Consider the following 15,673-nt stretch of genomic DNA (forward strand, 5'->3'; position numbering starts at 1 on the left):
CCCAAAAACCGCGACCACTTTTGGGCGACATGCATCAACTCAAGCTTCGCGGAACCGGTATCCGACTCCGTAAAGGGTTTCGATCATTTCGAAGTCGTCATCGACGGCCTTGAACTTCTTGCGCAGCCGCTTGATGTGGCTATCGATGGTGCGGTCGTCGACATAGACCTGCTCATCATAGGCGGAATCCATCAGCGCATCACGGCTTTTTACCACGCCGGGGCGCTGCGCCAACGAGTGCAGGATGAGAAATTCGGTGACCGTCAGCGTCACCGGCTCGCCCTTCCAGGTGCAGGTATGGCGTTCCTGGTCCATGACGAGCTGGCCGCGTTCCAGCGAACGGGCCTGCTGGCTGGGCGCCTTTGCCGCAGCTTCGCGGGCGCTGGCGCGGCGCAGCACGGCGCGCACCCGCTCGACCAGCAGGCGCTGCGAGAACGGTTTGCGGATGAAATCGTCGGCGCCCATCTTGAGGCCGAAAAGCTCATCGATCTCATCGTCCTTCGAGGTCAGGAAGATCACCGGCAGGTCGGACTTCTGCCGCATCCGGCGCAACAGCTCCATGCCGTCCATGCGCGGCATCTTGATGTCGAGGATGGCGAGATTCGGCGGCCGCGCCGCCAGGCCTTCCAGCGCCGACGCACCATCCGTGTAGGTCTCGACGCGATACCCCTCGGACTCGAGGGCGATCGACACCGATGTCAGAATGTTGCGGTCGTCATCGACAAGCGCGATTGTTGCCATTTCAAGCGGCTCCCTCATGAGCTGTCCCTTCTGTCTTAGAGAAGGGGCTTTTGCAGGACAAATTAGGTACAAAATGTGGCACAGGCTCCACCCGCTGTCGCGGACGGCTTGCCGGCGGCCCCATCGGAACCTCTACACGGGTTGGACGAACACTGTGTGCCAATCCTTTGGGCAACCACCGTGATTTTTTGCACATATAAACGATTTAAACAACTTTCAAAATTTTTAAATCGATTAATGATTTGATATCATTCGAGTTTTCTGGTTCTCACCGTCTCAGCCCCTAACGCGGGCTCGCCGGAAACGCGCCGGCAAAGTGCGGCGAATCCAGAAGAAGGGACCCTTGATGTCGGAAGTCGGCAAACGCAATTCTGCTTGCGCGATCGATCGTATCGGCCTGAAAACCACCGGCACGGTGCATTATAATTTTGGTGCGGCCGCCCTTTATGAGGCAGCGATCCGTCGTGGCGAGGCCCGGTTGACCGCCGGCGGCGCGCTGCTTGCCGAGACCGGCCAGCACACTGGCCGCTCGCCCAAGGACAAGTTTGTCGTCCGCGATGGCGCCACCGAGCCCCATGTCTGGTGGGACAACAACAAGGCGATTTCGGCGGGCCAGTTCGAAATGCTGCTCGCCGATTTCCTTGTCCACGCCGCGAATAGCGATCTCTATGTGCAGGACCTCGTCGGCGGCGCCGATGCCGAGCTGAAGCTGCCGACGCGGGTCATCACCGAATTCGCCTGGCACTCGCTGTTCATCCGCAATCTTTTGATCCGCCCGCAGGCCGCCGAGCTCGAGGATTTCGTGCCGGAGATGACGATCATCGACCTGCCGTCCTTCCGCGCCGATCCGGCCCGCCACGGCAGCCGCACCGAAACGGTGATTGCGGTCGATCTCACCCGCAAGATCGTGCTCATCGGCGGCACTTCCTATGCCGGCGAGATGAAGAAATCGGTGTTCACCATGCTCAACTATCTGCTGCCGGAAAAGGGCGTCATGCCGATGCACTGCTCGGCCAATGAGGGTCCGGGCGGCGACGCAGCGATCTTCTTCGGGCTTTCCGGGACGGGCAAGACGACGCTGTCGGCCGTTCCGTCACGTACGCTCATCGGCGACGACGAGCACGGCTGGGGACCGCACGGCATCTTCAACTTCGAAGGCGGCTGCTACGCCAAGACGATCCGGCTGTCGGCCGAGGCCGAGCCGGAGATTTTCGCCACCACGCAGCGTTTCGGCACGGTGCTGGAAAATGTCGTGCTCAACGCCGACCGCGTGCCGGACTTCAACGACGGCCGGCTCACCGAAAACACGCGCTGCGCCTATCCGCTGGATTTCATCCCCAATGCCTCGAAGAGCGGACGGGCCAGCCACCCGAAAAACATCATCATGCTGACCGCCGATGCCTTCGGCATCATGCCGCCGATCGCACGGCTGACCCCGGCGCAGGCGATGTACCACTTCCTCTCCGGCTACACCGCCAAGGTGGCCGGCACCGAGAAGGGCGTTACCGAGCCGGAAGCGACGTTCTCGACCTGCTTCGGCGCCCCGTTCATGCCGCGCCACCCCAAGGAATACGGCAATCTGCTGCGCGAGCTGATCGCCCGCCACGGCGCCGATTGCTGGCTGGTCAACACCGGCTGGACCGGCGGCGCCTACGGCACCGGCAAGCGCATGCCGATCAAGGCGACGCGCGCCTTGCTGGCCGCAGCGCTTGACGGTTCGCTGAAGGCGTCCGGTTTCCGCACCGACGCCAATTTCGGCTTCGAGGTGCCGGTTGCTGTGCCTGGCGTCGACAGCGCCATTCTCGACCCGCGTTCGACCTGGGCCGACAAGGCAGCCTATGACCGGCAGGCAGCGCGATTGGTCGGCATGTTCGCCGTCAACTTCGAGAAATTCGAGAGCCATGTCGATGCCGTCGTGCTCGGCGCAGCACCCCGCCTGCAGGAAGCTGCGGAATAGTCGAGGCGTCTTCACCGAAGCATCCTTGAAAGGCGCGGTCTCGATCGGGCCTTTTCTTTTTGGTCCGCCGCGCCATGACTGCGGCATGCCGATCGACGACATCATCATATCAGACGAAGCCGTAATCCATCCGGGCGACCTGCACGAGGATTTCATCCGTTCGTCGGGTCCCGGCGGCCAGAACGTCAACAAGGTGGCGACCGCGGTCCAGTTGCGCTTCGACGCCGCCAATGCGGCTGGCCTGTCCGAACGCGTGCGCGCGCGCACGATCAAGCTCGCCGGCCAGCGCGCCACCAAGGACGGCGTCATCGTCATCGAGGCCGGCCGCTTCCGCACCCAGGAGCAGAACCGGGCCGATGCCCGGGCAAGGCTGACGGCGCTGGTCGCCAAGGCCGCGGAACCGCCGCCGCCGCCGCGCAAGAAGACCAGGCCGTCGAAAGGCTCGGTGGAGCGGCGGCTGCAAAGCAAGGCAGGGCGCGGCACGATCAAAAAGCTGCGCGGCCGGGTAGAGAACGACTAAGGACCGTGCCGACTGCGTGCATAAAGCGGCCTCCCCTTCGGAGCCGCAGCCGCAAGGTTTCACCATTGCCACAGAAAGGGAGACCGACAACGGTGGCTTTCGGGTCGCTGTTTCTGATTGGCGGTGGCATGGTTTCAGTATCAACCGGAGGCGAAGTCATGCTCGTTCTGCCCAAAGGCGTCCGCCACATGCCTGGTCATCTGTCCCGCGCGGCGCAGGAAGCGCTGGTCGAAGAGGTGAGGACCATTGTACAGCGCGCGCCGCTGTACGTGCCGGCGATGCCGCGGACCGGCAAGGAGATGAGCGTGCGCATGACCAATTGCGGCACGCTCGGCTGGGTCACCGACAAGGAGCTGGGCTATCGCTACCAGCCAACGCACCCACTCACCGGAGAGCCATGGCCGCCGATCCCGGACGCGCTGCTGCAATTGTGGCGGGAGGTCGCCGCCTATCCGAATCCGCCGGAGGCCTGCCTGGTCAATTTCTATACGCAGGACGCCAAAATGGGTCTGCACCAGGATCGCGACGAAGCCGATTTCTCGGCCCCAGTGGTCTCGGTGTCGCTTGGCGACGATTGCCTGTTCCGGGTCGGCCAAGTGACGGGCAGGGGGGCCACACGCGACGGCGGCACCAAATCGTTCCGCCTGAAAAGCGGCGACGTCGTCGTGCTCGGCGGCGAAGGCCGGCTCTGCTTCCATGGCGTCGACCGCATCTACCCGTCGACCTCGGCGCTGCTGAAAAATGGCGGCAGGATCAATCTGACGCTGCGGCGGGTGACCTTGCCTTGAAGAGGTGAGAGTGCATTCTTGCACTTACTGAACCACTGACCTTGCGAATGAAAAGTCCCTAACGGAATTTAAGGTTTCGGCCGCTAGTCTGCGCCAAAACGTCATCATTCCCGGTGTGGATACCATGCTCGAAATCGAATCCGAAGTGATTTGGCGCTACATTCGAAATGCCGCATGGCGCACGGTTTCGATCGCCCGCTCGGATGCATCGCTCTACCTGTTCATTGGCATCTACACTGCAACGGGGCTGGGGTTTCTGGCTTGGGTCGGCGCGCTCCATCGCACCGCATACCAGACCTACGTGCCGATATGGCTTATGGTTTTCGGTTTCGTGCTGCCGGCGGTATCGCTTCTCCTGGAAACCGGCTGGCTTTTGCATCGATTTGAGCGTCGGCGGAAATTTGCTGCGGGCAAGATGTTCTCAGCCGAGCGGATGGCGGTTCTCTTTTCCGGCATATGTCTGTTGATGGGCATCATGATTTTCCAAAGCACCTTCACCTCGGTCAAGAACGGCATGTCCGTCCTGTGGAAAGGTTTCCCCTATGATCGCGCCTTGGCAGATATCGATGCCTATCTGCATTTCGGCACTGATCCGTGGCGATGGCTCTACGTTATCGGCAAGCATGACTGGGTACGGGAATCCGTCGGATGGAACTACGACATGCTGTGGTTCATCATTTGCTACAGCATGCTGTTTTTCATGGTCACGTCACCACGCACCACGCATCTGAAGAGACGCTATGTGCTGTCCTTCATGGTGGTGTGGGTAGTCGTCGGAAACATCCTGGCCGGGCTGTTCATGTCGGCCGGACCGGCGTTCTACGGCTATGTCACCGGCGATGTGCCACGCTTCGGTGAACAGCTTTCGTTTCTTGCGCAAAGCCCGTCGGCGAGTTCCGCCGCCGTGTACCAGCAGTATCTGTGGACGCTCCAGACCGAGGGTGTGACTGGACTCGCGTCGGGAATATCGGCATTTCCAAGCGTTCATGTCGCCTTGATCACCCTGAATGCGGTATATACCTGGGAGTACGACCAGCGGTTGGGCGCCATCGCATTTCTGTATGTCGCCTTCATAGTCGCGAGTTCGGTCTATCTTGGTTGGCACTATGCGATCGATGGTTATGCGGCGGTCGCGCTCACGATCGCCCTATGTGCGGCCGTCCGCAAGCTGGTACCCGACGGCGAAATCCTGATGCCAGGCCCGGCCCGGCAATCGGCGGCTGGCGGCAGCCGCCCGGAGGCGGCCGTCACAGTTTCCTGAGCGCCACTTCCTCGACCAGATGATTGGCGCCCTTGCGCAGGATGAGGTCGGCCCGCGCCCGTGTCGGCACGATGTTCTCGCGCAGGTTTTTCAGGTTGATGTTGGCCCACAAGCCTTCCGCAATGGCGCGCGCGGCGTCTTCCGAAAGCTGCGAATAGCGGTGGAAGAAGGAGTCCGGATTGCGGAAGGCCGTCTCGCGCAGCCGCATGAAGCGGGCGATGTACCATTGGTGGATCAGCTTTTCGTCGGCGTCGATATAAATGGCGAAATCGAAGAAATCCGACAGGAACGGCACGATCTTGCCGTCCTTCGGCAATTTGCCGGGCTGCAGAACGTTGATGCCTTCGAAGATCAGAATGTCGGGCCGGTCGATGGTGACGAACTCGCCGGGAATGACGTCATAGGTCAAATGCGAATAGACGGGCGCGCGGACATTGCGCTGCGCCGACTTGATGCCCGAGAGGAAACGCAGCAGCGCACCGACATCGTAGCTGTCGGGAAAGCCCTTGCGCTCCATCAGATTGTCGCGTCGCAACACCTTGTTGGGCAACAGGAACCCGTCGGTAGTGATGAGATCGACCTTGGGGCTCGACGGCCAGCGCGCCAGAAGCTCCTTCAGCACGCGCGCCGTGGTCGATTTGCCGACCGCAACCGAACCGGCAATGCCGATGATGAACGGTGTCTTGACCACATCCAGCGCGTTGAAGAAGGCCTGGCGCTGGCGAAACAGCAACTGGCTGGCCTCGACATGCGCCGAAAGCAGCCGCGAGAGCGACAGATAGATGCGCTTGACTTCTTCCAGGTCGACCGGATCGTTCAGTGAGCGCAGACGGTTGATCTCGTCTTCGCCCAGCGTCATCGGCGTGTCGGCGCGGAAGTTCGACCATTGCTCGGCCGAGAAGAAACGATAGGGGGAATATTTCTCGGTCGGAGCGAGCTGGTCCATCGAGTTTCCTGCCCTCTAGAGCATGAGGCCGAAAAGTGTGAAGCGGTTTTCGGGCGACATCATGCTCCCTCTATCAATTTAGAGACGGATTCAGATTTAAGGCCTCGGCCCGAAATCATCCGGCTCTCGCGGTCAGCCTTTCGGCCGGGATGCCTTTTCAGTGACGCCCGAACGGCCGGTGCGGCCCTCAAGCTCCTTCAGCACCTCGCCCAGCGAAACGCCGGCCATGCCAAGCACGACGAGCCAATGATATATGAGATCGGCACTTTCGGAAACGAGGGCTTTCTCGTCGCCCTTGACGGCGGCAATGACGGTCTCGACTGCCTCTTCACCAAGCTTCTGCGCCGCCTTGTCGATGCCTTTGGCGAACAGTTTTGCCGTCCACGAGTCCGGGTCACCGGAACGGGCGCGTTCGCCAATGATCGTTTCCAGATCGGACAGCGAAAATTCAGCCATGGCGCAGTCTACAGCCTTTGTGGAGTGGATTGAACCGGATAGTCCAGCCGCATCGGCAGCCCGGCCTCGGCCATATGCGCCTTGGCTTCCGTAATCGTGTAAGTGCCGAAATGGAAGATCGAGGCGGCGAGCACGGCGCCGGCATGGCCGTCGCGAATGCCCTCGACCAGATGATCGAGCGTGCCGACGCCGCCCGACGCGATCACCGGCGCGCGCACCGCATCCGCTATCGCGCGGGTCAGCGCAATGTCGTAACCGGCCTTGGTGCCGTCACGGTCCATCGAGGTCAAAAGAATCTCGCCGGCGCCGCGATCGACCATTTTTCGCGCAAACTCGACCGCATCGATGCCGGTCTTTTCACGGCCGCCATGGGTGAAGATCTCCCAGCGGTCGGCTTCATTGGGTGCCGACACCTTCTTGGCGTCGATGGCGACGACAATGCACTGGTTGCCGAACTTGTCGGCGGCTTCCGCGACGAAATCGGGGTTCTTCACCGCCGCAGTGTTGATCGACACCTTGTCGGCGCCGGCCAGCAACAGTTTGCGAATATCGGCCACCTGGCGCACGCCGCCGCCGACGGTCAGCGGCATGAAGCATTGTTCGGCGGTGCGGGCGACGACGTCGAAGATGGTTTCACGGTTGTCGGACGACGCGGTGATATCGAGAAAGCAAAGCTCGTCAGCGCCGGCCGCGTCATAGGCTTTGGCCGCCTCGACCGGATCACCGGCATCGATGAGGTCGACGAAATTGACGCCCTTGACGACGCGGCCGTTCTTGACGTCGAGGCAAGGGATGACTCGGGCCTTCAGCATCAGCCCTTCTCCATCGTCGCCAGCAACTCGCTGAGCAGTTCGCCGACCAGCGGCGGAACCTCGGCCTGCGCATCGAACGCCGGATCGTAGGCGGAAATGGTGATGCCGGAAATCGGCAGCAGGCCGGCCATGCCGCAGACAGCCTGGCGCAGCTGTTTCGGCTCCGGGCCGCCGGGCGTGGTGTAGCGGTTGGCCTGCAGCGCCCCGGGGTCGTGCACGTCGAGATCGAGATGCAGGTGCACCCGCTTCGCATCCGGCGCCTTCAGCCTGGTGCTCGCCGTCGCCCAGTCCGGGCATTCGGTGCGGATGACCGGCAACGTCTTCAACAGCTCTGTTTCGGCCGGATCGAGATCGCGCGCGTTGACCAGCACGCAGCGCGCCGGATCGATCGGCTTGAAGCCGGGGATGGCCGAGGCCATCGGCTTCCAGCACAGGCCGAGAACCGTGGCCAGCGCCATGCCGTCGAGAAAGCCGAAGATGGACGTCTCCGGCGTGTTGAGATCGCCATGCTGGTCGGCCCAGATGATCGCATCGGCATCCTCGCCGGCAACCGCACCGGCCGATGTCAGGCAATTGCCGGCCAGCACGATGGGAAGCCGGCCGCGGTCTATGGCGATGCGGACCTCGCCGGAGACGGCGCCGCACACGGCAAAGCCGGTGGCGATCTCGCGCTGCTGTTCGTCGCCAACCCTGCCGATATCGGTGACGACGACGTCATGCCCGGAGAGCGTCAGCGCGTCGACCAGCCCGCCGGCGACGAGTGCATCCGGGCCTCGGCCCATGCCGCCGTGATAGTGGCCGCTGTCATAGGAGGCCAGGATGATGGAAATTTTCACGGCCGGGTCTCCATCGCCTTGCCCTGCAGCACCGCAAGCGCCTCGGCCGGGTCGATGCGCCCGTCATAGAGCGCGCGGCCGGAGATGGCGCCTTCCAGTTTCTTCGCATCGGGCATGGTCATGCGCACGATGTCGGCGATCGAAGCCAGCCCGCCCGAGGCGATGACCGGGATCGAGACCGCGTCGGCGAGATCGATCGTGGCATCCCAGTTGATGCCGGTCAGAACGCCGTCGCGGTCGATATCGGTGTAGATGATGGCGGCAACGCCGGCGCCCTCGAATTTCCGCGCCAGTTCGATGACGCCGAGGCTGGAGGCCTCGGCCCAGCCTTCGACCGCCACCTTGCCGCCCTTGGCATCGATGCCCACGGCGATCTTTCCAGGAAATTCCTTGCAGGCTTCCCGGACCAGGTCGGGATCGCGCACCGCCACCGTGCCGAGGATGACGCGGGCCAGCCCGCGGTCGAGCCAGTCCTCGATCTGCGCCAGCGTGCGGATGCCGCCGCCGAGCTGCACCGGGTTTTTCGTCGCCTTGAGGATGGCGCCGACCGCCGCGCTGTTGACGCTCTGGCCCTTGAAGGCGCCGTTGAGGTCGACGACATGCAGCCATTCAAACCCTTGCTCTTCGAAGGCCTTGGCCTGGGCCGCAGGGTCGTCATTGTAGATGGTCGCGGTCGCCATATCGCCGTGCTTCAGCCGCACGCACTTGCCGTCCTTGAGGTCGATGGCCGGAAACAGGATCACCGTTCAGACCCCTTCCACAATGGCGAAATGCGAGGTCGAATAAGCGCGCCGGAATTTCAGCGCTGCCTGGTATTCGGGGGAATGGAAGCAAGCCAGCGCGATCTCGTAGCTTTCGAACTCGACGATCACATGGCGATTGCCGGATGGCCCTTCCGGGCATGACGACTGACCGCCTCGCGTCAGGAATTTCGCGCCGTATTTGTCGAACGCCGCTTTGTTGGCGGCGATGTATTTCGGATAGTTTTCCGGATCGGTCACATCGACCATCGCCATCCAGTAACCCTTCTTGCTCATCTCAAGGCCTCCAGCGCAGGAAGTTGGTGATCAGTGCCAGGCCGAGCGCCTGGCTCTTTTCCGGATGGAATTGCGTGCCGGCAAGGTTGCCGCGCGCGACCGCCGCCGTTACCGGGCCGCCATAATCGGCGACGGCCAGCACCTCGTCCGGCTTTGTCGCGTCGAGATGATAGGAATGAACGAAATAGGCGTGCAGACCCTTGGGTCCGGTTGCAATGCCGGAAAACAGCGGGTGCTTGCGCTCCAGATCGATGGTGTTCCAGCCGATTTGCGGGATCTTCAGTGCCGGATCGGCGGGCGTGATCTCCGTGACGTCGCCGGCAATCCAGCCGAAGCCCTTGGTCACGGTCTTTTCCAGGCCGCGCTCCGACATCAGCTGCATGCCGACGCAGATGCCGAGGAACGGCCGCGCCTTGGCGATCGCTACCTCTTCCACCGCTTCCCACATGCCGGCGACGCCGCGCAGGCCCGCCGCACAATCGGCATAGGCGCCGACGCCGGGCAAAACGATGCGGTCGGCGCTGCGCACACGCTCGGCATCGGCGGTCAGCTCGATGGCAGCGGCAATGCCGGCTTCATGCGCGGCGCGCTCGAAGGCCTTGGTGGCCGAGCGCAGATTGCCCGACCCGTAATCGATGATGGCAACCCGCATCTCAGGCTTTTCCCGGCGTATGGCTCAGGCCCAGCGTCAGCCCGGTCTGCGTCGGCCGGGCCAGGCTGGCGTCCGGCACGATGCGCGGCAGCGGCGCCGGCTCGTCGGCAAGCGCCTCGGCGTCCAGTGACTGGCGAATGTCGGCATCGTCAGGATTGTCGGCTTCGACGACGCCCCATTCATGCCAGCCGCGGCGGCGCAGCGCTGTGATCCGCAGCCCTTGGCCTTCCAGCCCTATATAGAGCGAGACCAGTAAAGACAGTGCGGAGCCGGCCCAGTCCAGTCCCAGCCATTGGCCGAGCACCGAGATGAGCCCCATGGCGACGAAGGCGAGCGCCGCCTCGATCCACAGCCTGTGCCAGGCGAGCCACAGCGGCGCCACCAGGAAAGCCAGCCAGGAAAAACCGTCGCGGACAAAAATGGGTGCGTCGGCCGCCTCGGTGCGGCCTGGCGGTTCCATCACGACATAGATGGCCATCAGCCTACCCTTTCAGAGATCCCTTGGTGGAGGGAACTGCATCGGGCTGGCGCGGGTCGCGCTCCAGTGCGAAACGCAGCGCGCGCGCCACCGCCTTGAAGCAGGTCTCAGCAATATGGTGATTGTTGGCGCCATAATGGTTGGTGACATGCAGCGTGATACCGGCATTCTGCGCCAGCGCCTGGAAGAATTCACGCACCAGTTCGGTGTCGAACGTGCCGATCTTCGGCGAAGAGAAGGCGACATTCCAGACCAGGAACGGACGGCCCGACACGTCGATCGCGGCCCGCGTCAGCGTCTCGTCCATGGCAAGGTCGACAGAGGCATAGCGCATGATGCCGCGCCGCTCGCCCAGCGCCTTGGCCAGCGCCTGGCCGATCGCAATGCCGGTGTCCTCGACCGTGTGGTGGTCGTCAATGTGCAGGTCGCCCTTGGCCTTCACCGTGATGTCGATCAGCGAGTGGCGCGAGAGCTGGTCCAGCATATGGTCGAAGAAGCCGACGCCGCTCGACATCTCGGATTTTCCGGTGCCGTCGACGTGGACCGAGACGCTGATCTCGGTTTCCTTGGTCTTGCGGCTGACTTCGGCGGTACGGGACGCCATGACCTTGTCCTTGTCTTTGGGCATACGACACTTTTGGCAACTGACCGGGGCGAAACGAAAAGACAATGCCTCCAGGCGCTCATTTGCTTGAAAACGAAAGCCTTCTAGCAGCATGATCCTGCGATGGCCAGTTGCGATGCGGACCGCTATCGGCCCATGGCGGAGGCGGTTTGCAATCGTTAGCCCCATGCATACATATGGCCGATCGAAATCCCGCGCCAATCGCCTTATCGGGATCGCGCGAATCGGAGCAGCAGATGTCCAATGAACTGAGCATGCACGCCACGACCATCGTGACGGTGCGTAAGGGTAACAAGGTGGTGATCGCCGGCGACGGCCAGGTCAGCCTTGGCCAGACCATCATGAAAGGCAACGCCAAAAAGGTGCGCCGCATCGGCAAGGGCGGCAATGTCATTGCCGGTTTCGCCGGCGCCACAGCGGACGCTTTCACCCTTCTGGAGCGGCTGGAAGCCAAGCTCGAACAATATCCGGACCAGTTGACGCGCGCCTGCGTCGAGCTCGCCAAGGACTGGCGCACCGACCGTTATCTGCGCCGGCTGGAAGCGATGATGCTGGTGGCCGACAAGTCGGTTTCGCTGGCGCTCACCGGCACCGGCGACGTGCTAGAGCCCGAATTCGGCGTCATGGCCATCGGTTCCGGCGGCAACTATGCGCTGGCCGCTGCCCGCGCGCTGATGGACAGCGACAAGGATGCCGAGGAGATCGCCCGCAAGGCGATGCAGATCGCCTCCGACATTTGCGTCTATACCAACAACAACTTTGTTGTCGAAACGCTCGATGCCGGCTAACCCGCCGGTGCTCTATGATTTTCGACCGGTTACCGAAAAAGACCTGCCGATGATCGCCGGCTGGCTGGCCGAGCCGCATGTCGCCGGATGGTGGGACGATCCTGAGACGGAAATCGCCGAAATCCGGGAGCACATTGACTCAATTTCTGTAGAGCCGCTGATCGTCGAGTTCGACGGCAGGCCGATCGCCTATCTGCAGAGCTACGATCCGCATCTGGAAGATGGCCATCCCTATGCCGACCAGCCGTTGGGCACGCTCGGCATCGACCTGTCGATCGGCGTGCCGGACCTGGTTGGCAAAGGTCATGGCTCGGCGATCGTCAGGCAATTCGTCGAGCAACTGTTCGATGAAGGCGCGCCGCGCATCATCATCGATCCGCATCCCGACAATGGCCGCGCCATCCGCGCCTATGAAAAAGCGGGCTTCAGGGCTATCGATCGCAGGCACTCTAGATATGGGGACGTCGTGCTGATGGCTGCCGATGCCGAAGACGGCGACGCGGAAGAAGGGGAATGAGTTGATGGCGACACCGGGAACTGCCAAAAATTACTCGGCCTACGAAGACAGCTGGCGGATGGGGCTTCTGCTCGTGCTCGCTCTGCTCATCTTCCAGGCCGGCGCGCTTTACGGCATGGGCCGCACGCCGATCTGCACCTGCGGTTACGTCAAACTCTGGCACGGTGTGGTGAACAGTTCGGAGAATTCCCAGCATATTTCCGACTGGTACACGTTCTCGCACATCATCCACGGCTTCCTGTTCTACGCCTTGGCCTGGTTCCTGTTCCCGCGCTCGCCAATCGGTCTGCGCCTGGCTTTCGCCGTCGTCATCGAGGGCGGCTGGGAACTCCTGGAAAACAGCCCGTTCATCATCGAGCGCTACCGCGCCGGTACCATTTCGCTGGATTACTATGGCGACTCGATCATCAATTCGGTGTCCGACACACTGGCCATGGTGCTGGGATTTGTGATGGCGCGAAAGCTACCTATATGGAGCATCGTCGGCCTCGCCCTCATCTTCGAACTGGGTGTCGGCTACCTCATCCGGGACAATCTGACGCTCAACGTGATCATGCTGCTGCATCCGTTCGAGTCCATCAAGCAGTGGCAAAGTGGAATCTAGTGATATGACCACCTTCTCTCCCCGTGAAATCGTTTCGGAACTCGACCGCTTCATCATCGGCCAGAAGGACGCCAAGCGCGCCGTGGCCATTGCCTTGCGCAACCGCTGGCGCCGCCAGCAGTTGGAAGGCCAGATGCGCGAAGAGGTGATGCCGAAGAACATCCTGATGATCGGCCCGACCGGCGTCGGCAAGACCGAGATCTCGCGCCGCCTGGCGCGACTCGCCGGTGCGCCTTTCGTCAAGGTCGAGGCCACCAAGTTCACCGAAGTCGGCTATGTCGGCCGCGATGTCGAGCAGATCATCCGCGATCTGGTCGAGATCGCCATCGGCCTGGTGCGCGAGAAGATGCGCGAGGACGTGAAGGCGCGCGCGCACCTCAATGCCGAGGAGCGCGTGCTGGAAGCCCTGGTCGGCAAGACGGCGAGCCCGGCGACCCGCGATAGCTTCCGCAAGAAGCTGCGCGACGGCGAGCTCGATGACAAGGAGATCGAGATCGAGGTTGCCGACGCCGGCACCGGCGGCATGCCCGGCTTCGAGATCCCCGGCATGCCGGGCGCCAATATCGGCGTGCTCAACATCAACGACATGCTGTCGAAGGCGATGGGTGGCAAGAAGACCAAGGCGCGCAAGACGACGGTCAAGGAATCCTACGCGCTGCTGGTCAACGACGAGTCCGACAAGCTGCTCGACCAGGACGAAGTCGTGCGCCGGGCGCTGGATGCGACCGAAAATGACGGCATCGTCTTCCTCGACGAGATCGACAAGATCGCCTCGCGCGAAGGTGGCATGGGCGCCGGCGTCTCGCGCGAAGGCGTGCAGCGCGACCTGCTGCCGCTGATCGAAGGCACGACGGTTGCGACCAAATACGGACCGTTGAAGACCGACCACATACTGTTCATCGCCTCGGGCGCCTTCCATGTCTCCAAGCCGTCCGACCTGTTGCCGGAATTGCAGGGCCGCCTGCCGATCCGTGTCGAGTTGCGGGCGCTGGAGAAGGACGATTTCATTCGCATCCTCACCGAGACCGAGGCCAGCCTCATCAAGCAGTATATCGCGCTGATGAAGACCGAAGGCGTCGACCTCACCTTCACCGACGATGCCATCGATTCGCTGGCCGGCATCGCTGTCGACCTCAACGCTAGCGTCGAAAACATCGGAGCGAGACGCCTGCAGACGGTGATGGAGCGCGTGCTGGACGAGATCTCCTACGACGCGCCCGACCGCAACGGCACCAGCGTCGCCATCGATGCCGCCTATGTGGAAAAGCATGTCGGCGACCTCTCGCGAAACACAGATTTGTCGCGATTCATCCTTTAAACGAGGGCGCCGGTTCATCCGGCGCCGGTATTAGAGCGCCGCGCGTCCTTTGGACGCGCAAAGGTCGCTCTAACAGTATTGAATCGACGCATCGGACTTTCCAAAAATCGGTTTCGATTTTTGGGCCGATGCTTAGGCAACAGTTTCCGGCAAACATCATCGTGTGTGGCCGGATGGTATCATGCGGCCACCTTTCGTCTTGCTGGCTGCAAGGGCGCTCTCGACTCGACCGGGAGCTTTACCTAATTTGCGCGGCAATTCTCTAGGCGGCGGCGCATGAAAAAACTGATCCTGCTCATTCTCGGCTTGACGCTGGCGGCGACGCTGTTCGCGGCTGACGCGGCGACATTGGTGCCGGCGGGCAACCGCAATGTCGTGCAGCCTGACATACCGGGCGCCTCCAGCCGCCGCACCCAGGCCACCAACACCACCTTCCAGGCCAAATACCGCAAGATCTACGCTCTGTTGCAGAACGACGCCGAATTGCGCGCCAAGATCAGGAAGGCGGCTGCCGCTTACGGCATCAACCCCTCGCACATCGTCGGCGCCATCGTCGGCGAGCACACCTACAATGTCGATGCCTACGACCGGCTGCAGACCTACTACGTCAAGGCGATCTCCTACCTCTCCAGCAAGCTGTCCTTCGCCTATGACGGCGAGGACATCACCGATTTCGTGCAGCGGCCGGAATTCAAGAAGTGCACGATGTCGGACAGCTACGACCTGTGGGAATGCCGCGAGCAGGTGTGGAACCGCTCCTTCCGCGGCAAGACCGTCGGCGGCACCAGCTTTCCCAACGACCGTTTCGGCGCCACCTTCTTCCAGCCCTATTATGCCGGCCAGACCTTTGGCCTCGGCCAGCTCAACCCGCTGACCGCGCTGCAGATGAGCGATCTCGTGCACAAGGTGTCGGGGCTGCCCGAGCTCGATGTCGCCGATCCCAATGGGGTCTACAAGACCATCATGGATCCGGATCTGACATTGCCCTACGTCGCAGCGACGATCAGGAAGTCGATCGACGCCTACAAAAACATTGCCGGCTTCGACATCTCAGGCAATCCGGGGCTGACCGCCACGCTCTACAATGTCGGCAATCCCGAGCAGCGCGCCTATGCGCTGAAGGCCGAGAACGACAAGCGCCGCGCGGCGGGTGAGGCGGTCAAACTGCCCGAGGAGAATTATTACGGCTGGCTGGTCAACGACAAGCTGGACGAGCTGAAGGCGCTGTTTTAGGTGGTTTGAAGCTCAAGGCCCCTACCTCCCCCTTGTGGGGAGGTCGGACCGAAGGTCCGGGTGGGGGTCTGCGCCGCCCCCACCTCGCTGCTTCGCAGCGACTT

19 protein-coding genes are annotated in these 15,673 nt (G+C 62.3%); 9 read left to right on the forward strand and 10 right to left on the reverse strand.

Annotation, left to right across the window (positions count from 1 at the left end):
• Window positions 1–39: 39 nt before the first annotated feature.
• Window positions 40–741, reverse strand: a complete 702-nt coding sequence (locus NLY37_RS24190) for a response regulator transcription factor (protein WP_010912942.1) — start codon at window positions 739–741, stop codon at window positions 40–42.
• Window positions 742–1,087: 346 nt separating this feature from the next.
• Here NLY37_RS24190 and NLY37_RS24195 point away from each other — a divergent pair, with 346 nt between their 5' ends.
• From NLY37_RS24195 to NLY37_RS24210, 4 genes are all read left to right on the forward strand, one after another.
• A complete protein-coding gene (locus NLY37_RS24195) occupies window positions 1,088–2,698 on the forward strand; it encodes a phosphoenolpyruvate carboxykinase (protein WP_023741285.1) in 1,611 nt (536 codons plus the stop codon).
• Between the two features lie 85 nt (window positions 2,699–2,783).
• Entirely contained in the window at window positions 2,784–3,218 is a 435-nt protein-coding gene (gene arfB, locus NLY37_RS24200) for an alternative ribosome rescue aminoacyl-tRNA hydrolase ArfB (RefSeq protein WP_023672309.1), read from the forward strand.
• A 158-nt stretch (window positions 3,219–3,376) separates the two neighbouring features.
• A complete protein-coding gene (locus NLY37_RS24205; RefSeq protein WP_023741284.1) occupies window positions 3,377–4,006 on the forward strand; it encodes an alpha-ketoglutarate-dependent dioxygenase AlkB family protein in 630 nt (209 codons plus the stop codon).
• Window positions 4,007–4,130: 124 nt separating this feature from the next.
• On the forward strand, window positions 4,131–5,267 hold the full coding sequence (locus NLY37_RS24210; RefSeq protein WP_023681407.1) for a phosphatase PAP2 family protein: 1,137 nt from the start codon (window positions 4,131–4,133) through the stop codon (window positions 5,265–5,267).
• Here the strand turns inward: NLY37_RS24210 and coaA are convergent.
• The 9 genes from coaA to hisB form a co-directional block, all read right to left on the reverse strand.
• Window positions 5,254–6,213, reverse strand: a complete 960-nt coding sequence (gene coaA, locus NLY37_RS24215; protein WP_023672313.1) for a type I pantothenate kinase — start codon at window positions 6,211–6,213, stop codon at window positions 5,254–5,256. The two genes, NLY37_RS24210 and coaA, sit on opposite strands and share 14 nt — an antisense overlap.
• A 132-nt stretch (window positions 6,214–6,345) precedes the next feature.
• Entirely contained in the window at window positions 6,346–6,669 is a 324-nt protein-coding gene (locus NLY37_RS24220; RefSeq protein ID WP_023681408.1) for a phosphoribosyl-ATP diphosphatase, read from the reverse strand.
• A gap of 8 nt (window positions 6,670–6,677) precedes the next feature.
• A complete protein-coding gene (gene hisF, locus NLY37_RS24225) occupies window positions 6,678–7,484 on the reverse strand; it encodes an imidazole glycerol phosphate synthase subunit HisF (protein WP_023687423.1) in 807 nt (268 codons plus the stop codon).
• Window positions 7,481–8,317 (reverse strand): arginase family protein, encoded by an 837-nt coding sequence (locus NLY37_RS24230; RefSeq protein WP_023741283.1) that lies wholly within the window; start codon window positions 8,315–8,317, stop codon window positions 7,481–7,483. The genes hisF and NLY37_RS24230 overlap by 4 nt, the downstream gene beginning before the upstream one ends.
• Complete coding sequence (hisA, locus tag NLY37_RS24235; RefSeq protein ID WP_023694622.1) at window positions 8,314–9,060, reverse strand: 1-(5-phosphoribosyl)-5-[(5-phosphoribosylamino)methylideneamino]imidazole-4-carboxamide isomerase; 747 nt, start codon at window positions 9,058–9,060, stop codon at window positions 8,314–8,316. Before hisA ends, NLY37_RS24230 begins: the two co-directional genes overlap by 4 nt.
• Before the next feature lie 3 nt (window positions 9,061–9,063).
• Window positions 9,064–9,354, reverse strand: coding sequence for a DUF1330 domain-containing protein (locus tag NLY37_RS24240; RefSeq protein ID WP_023710435.1), 291 nt, complete (start codon window positions 9,352–9,354; stop codon window positions 9,064–9,066).
• A gap of 1 nt (window position 9,355) precedes the next feature.
• The gene (gene hisH, locus NLY37_RS24245; RefSeq protein ID WP_023710436.1) at window positions 9,356–10,006 is read right to left on the reverse strand and encodes an imidazole glycerol phosphate synthase subunit HisH; all 651 of its coding nucleotides are present in this window, start codon (window positions 10,004–10,006) and stop codon (window positions 9,356–9,358) included.
• Between the two features lies 1 nt (window position 10,007).
• Window positions 10,008–10,484, reverse strand: coding sequence for a DUF2628 domain-containing protein (locus tag NLY37_RS24250; protein WP_023741282.1), 477 nt, complete (start codon window positions 10,482–10,484; stop codon window positions 10,008–10,010).
• A gap of 4 nt (window positions 10,485–10,488) precedes the next feature.
• The gene (gene hisB / locus NLY37_RS24255) at window positions 10,489–11,088 is read right to left on the reverse strand and encodes an imidazoleglycerol-phosphate dehydratase HisB (RefSeq protein ID WP_023741281.1); all 600 of its coding nucleotides are present in this window, start codon (window positions 11,086–11,088) and stop codon (window positions 10,489–10,491) included.
• Between the two features lie 257 nt (window positions 11,089–11,345).
• Between hisB and hslV the strand changes: the two genes are divergently transcribed.
• The 5 genes from hslV to NLY37_RS24280 all read left to right on the forward strand — a co-directional run bounded on the left by hslV (window position 11,346) and on the right by NLY37_RS24280 (window position 15,569).
• The gene (gene hslV / locus NLY37_RS24260; RefSeq protein WP_023672322.1) at window positions 11,346–11,897 is read left to right on the forward strand and encodes an ATP-dependent protease subunit HslV; all 552 of its coding nucleotides are present in this window, start codon (window positions 11,346–11,348) and stop codon (window positions 11,895–11,897) included.
• On the forward strand, window positions 11,887–12,414 hold the full coding sequence (locus NLY37_RS24265) for a GNAT family N-acetyltransferase (RefSeq protein WP_023741280.1): 528 nt from the start codon (window positions 11,887–11,889) through the stop codon (window positions 12,412–12,414). The genes hslV and NLY37_RS24265 overlap by 11 nt, the downstream gene beginning before the upstream one ends.
• A gap of 4 nt (window positions 12,415–12,418) precedes the next feature.
• Window positions 12,419–13,018 (forward strand): DUF2585 domain-containing protein, encoded by a 600-nt coding sequence (locus NLY37_RS24270; protein WP_023695986.1) that lies wholly within the window; start codon window positions 12,419–12,421, stop codon window positions 13,016–13,018.
• Between the two features lie 4 nt (window positions 13,019–13,022).
• Entirely contained in the window at window positions 13,023–14,336 is a 1,314-nt protein-coding gene (gene hslU / locus NLY37_RS24275) for an ATP-dependent protease ATPase subunit HslU (protein WP_023741279.1), read from the forward strand.
• Window positions 14,337–14,612: 276 nt separating this feature from the next.
• Window positions 14,613–15,569 carry a DUF1402 family protein gene (locus tag NLY37_RS24280; protein WP_023741278.1) on the forward strand — a complete coding sequence of 319 codons (957 nt, stop codon included), beginning with the start codon at window positions 14,613–14,615 and terminating at the stop codon, window positions 15,567–15,569.
• Window positions 15,570–15,673: the final 104 nt, after the last annotated feature.

Origin of the sequence: Mesorhizobium sp. C395A (assembly GCF_030323205.1) — a bacterium.
Classification (GTDB): Bacteria; Pseudomonadota; Alphaproteobacteria; order Rhizobiales; family Rhizobiaceae; genus Mesorhizobium.

What these genes read in the sequence shown, in the direction of transcription:
- NLY37_RS24190 (WP_010912942.1), bottom strand. Translation starts at nt 741, where the DNA reads ATGGCAACAATCGCGCTTGTCGATGACGACCGCAACATTCTGACATCG.
- NLY37_RS24195 (WP_023741285.1), top strand. Translation starts at nt 1,088, where the DNA reads ATGTCGGAAGTCGGCAAACGCAATTCTGCTTGCGCGATCGATCGTATC.
- arfB (WP_023672309.1), top strand. Translation starts at nt 2,784, where the DNA reads ATGCCGATCGACGACATCATCATATCAGACGAAGCCGTAATCCATCCG.
- NLY37_RS24205 (WP_023741284.1), top strand. Translation starts at nt 3,377, where the DNA reads ATGCTCGTTCTGCCCAAAGGCGTCCGCCACATGCCTGGTCATCTGTCC.
- NLY37_RS24210 (WP_023681407.1), top strand. Translation starts at nt 4,131, where the DNA reads ATGCTCGAAATCGAATCCGAAGTGATTTGGCGCTACATTCGAAATGCC.
- coaA (WP_023672313.1), bottom strand. Translation starts at nt 6,213, where the DNA reads ATGGACCAGCTCGCTCCGACCGAGAAATATTCCCCCTATCGTTTCTTC.
- NLY37_RS24220 (WP_023681408.1), bottom strand. Translation starts at nt 6,669, where the DNA reads ATGGCTGAATTTTCGCTGTCCGATCTGGAAACGATCATTGGCGAACGC.
- NLY37_RS24240 (WP_023710435.1), bottom strand. Translation starts at nt 9,354, where the DNA reads ATGAGCAAGAAGGGTTACTGGATGGCGATGGTCGATGTGACCGATCCG.
- hisH (WP_023710436.1), bottom strand. Translation starts at nt 10,006, where the DNA reads ATGCGGGTTGCCATCATCGATTACGGGTCGGGCAATCTGCGCTCGGCC.
- NLY37_RS24250 (WP_023741282.1), bottom strand. Translation starts at nt 10,484, where the DNA reads ATGGCCATCTATGTCGTGATGGAACCGCCAGGCCGCACCGAGGCGGCC.
- hisB (WP_023741281.1), bottom strand. Translation starts at nt 11,088, where the DNA reads ATGGCGTCCCGTACCGCCGAAGTCAGCCGCAAGACCAAGGAAACCGAG.
- hslV (WP_023672322.1), top strand. Translation starts at nt 11,346, where the DNA reads ATGTCCAATGAACTGAGCATGCACGCCACGACCATCGTGACGGTGCGT.
- NLY37_RS24265 (WP_023741280.1), top strand. Translation starts at nt 11,887, where the DNA reads ATGCCGGCTAACCCGCCGGTGCTCTATGATTTTCGACCGGTTACCGAA.
- NLY37_RS24270 (WP_023695986.1), top strand. Translation starts at nt 12,419, where the DNA reads ATGGCGACACCGGGAACTGCCAAAAATTACTCGGCCTACGAAGACAGC.
- hslU (WP_023741279.1), top strand. Translation starts at nt 13,023, where the DNA reads ATGACCACCTTCTCTCCCCGTGAAATCGTTTCGGAACTCGACCGCTTC.
- NLY37_RS24280 (WP_023741278.1), top strand. Translation starts at nt 14,613, where the DNA reads ATGAAAAAACTGATCCTGCTCATTCTCGGCTTGACGCTGGCGGCGACG.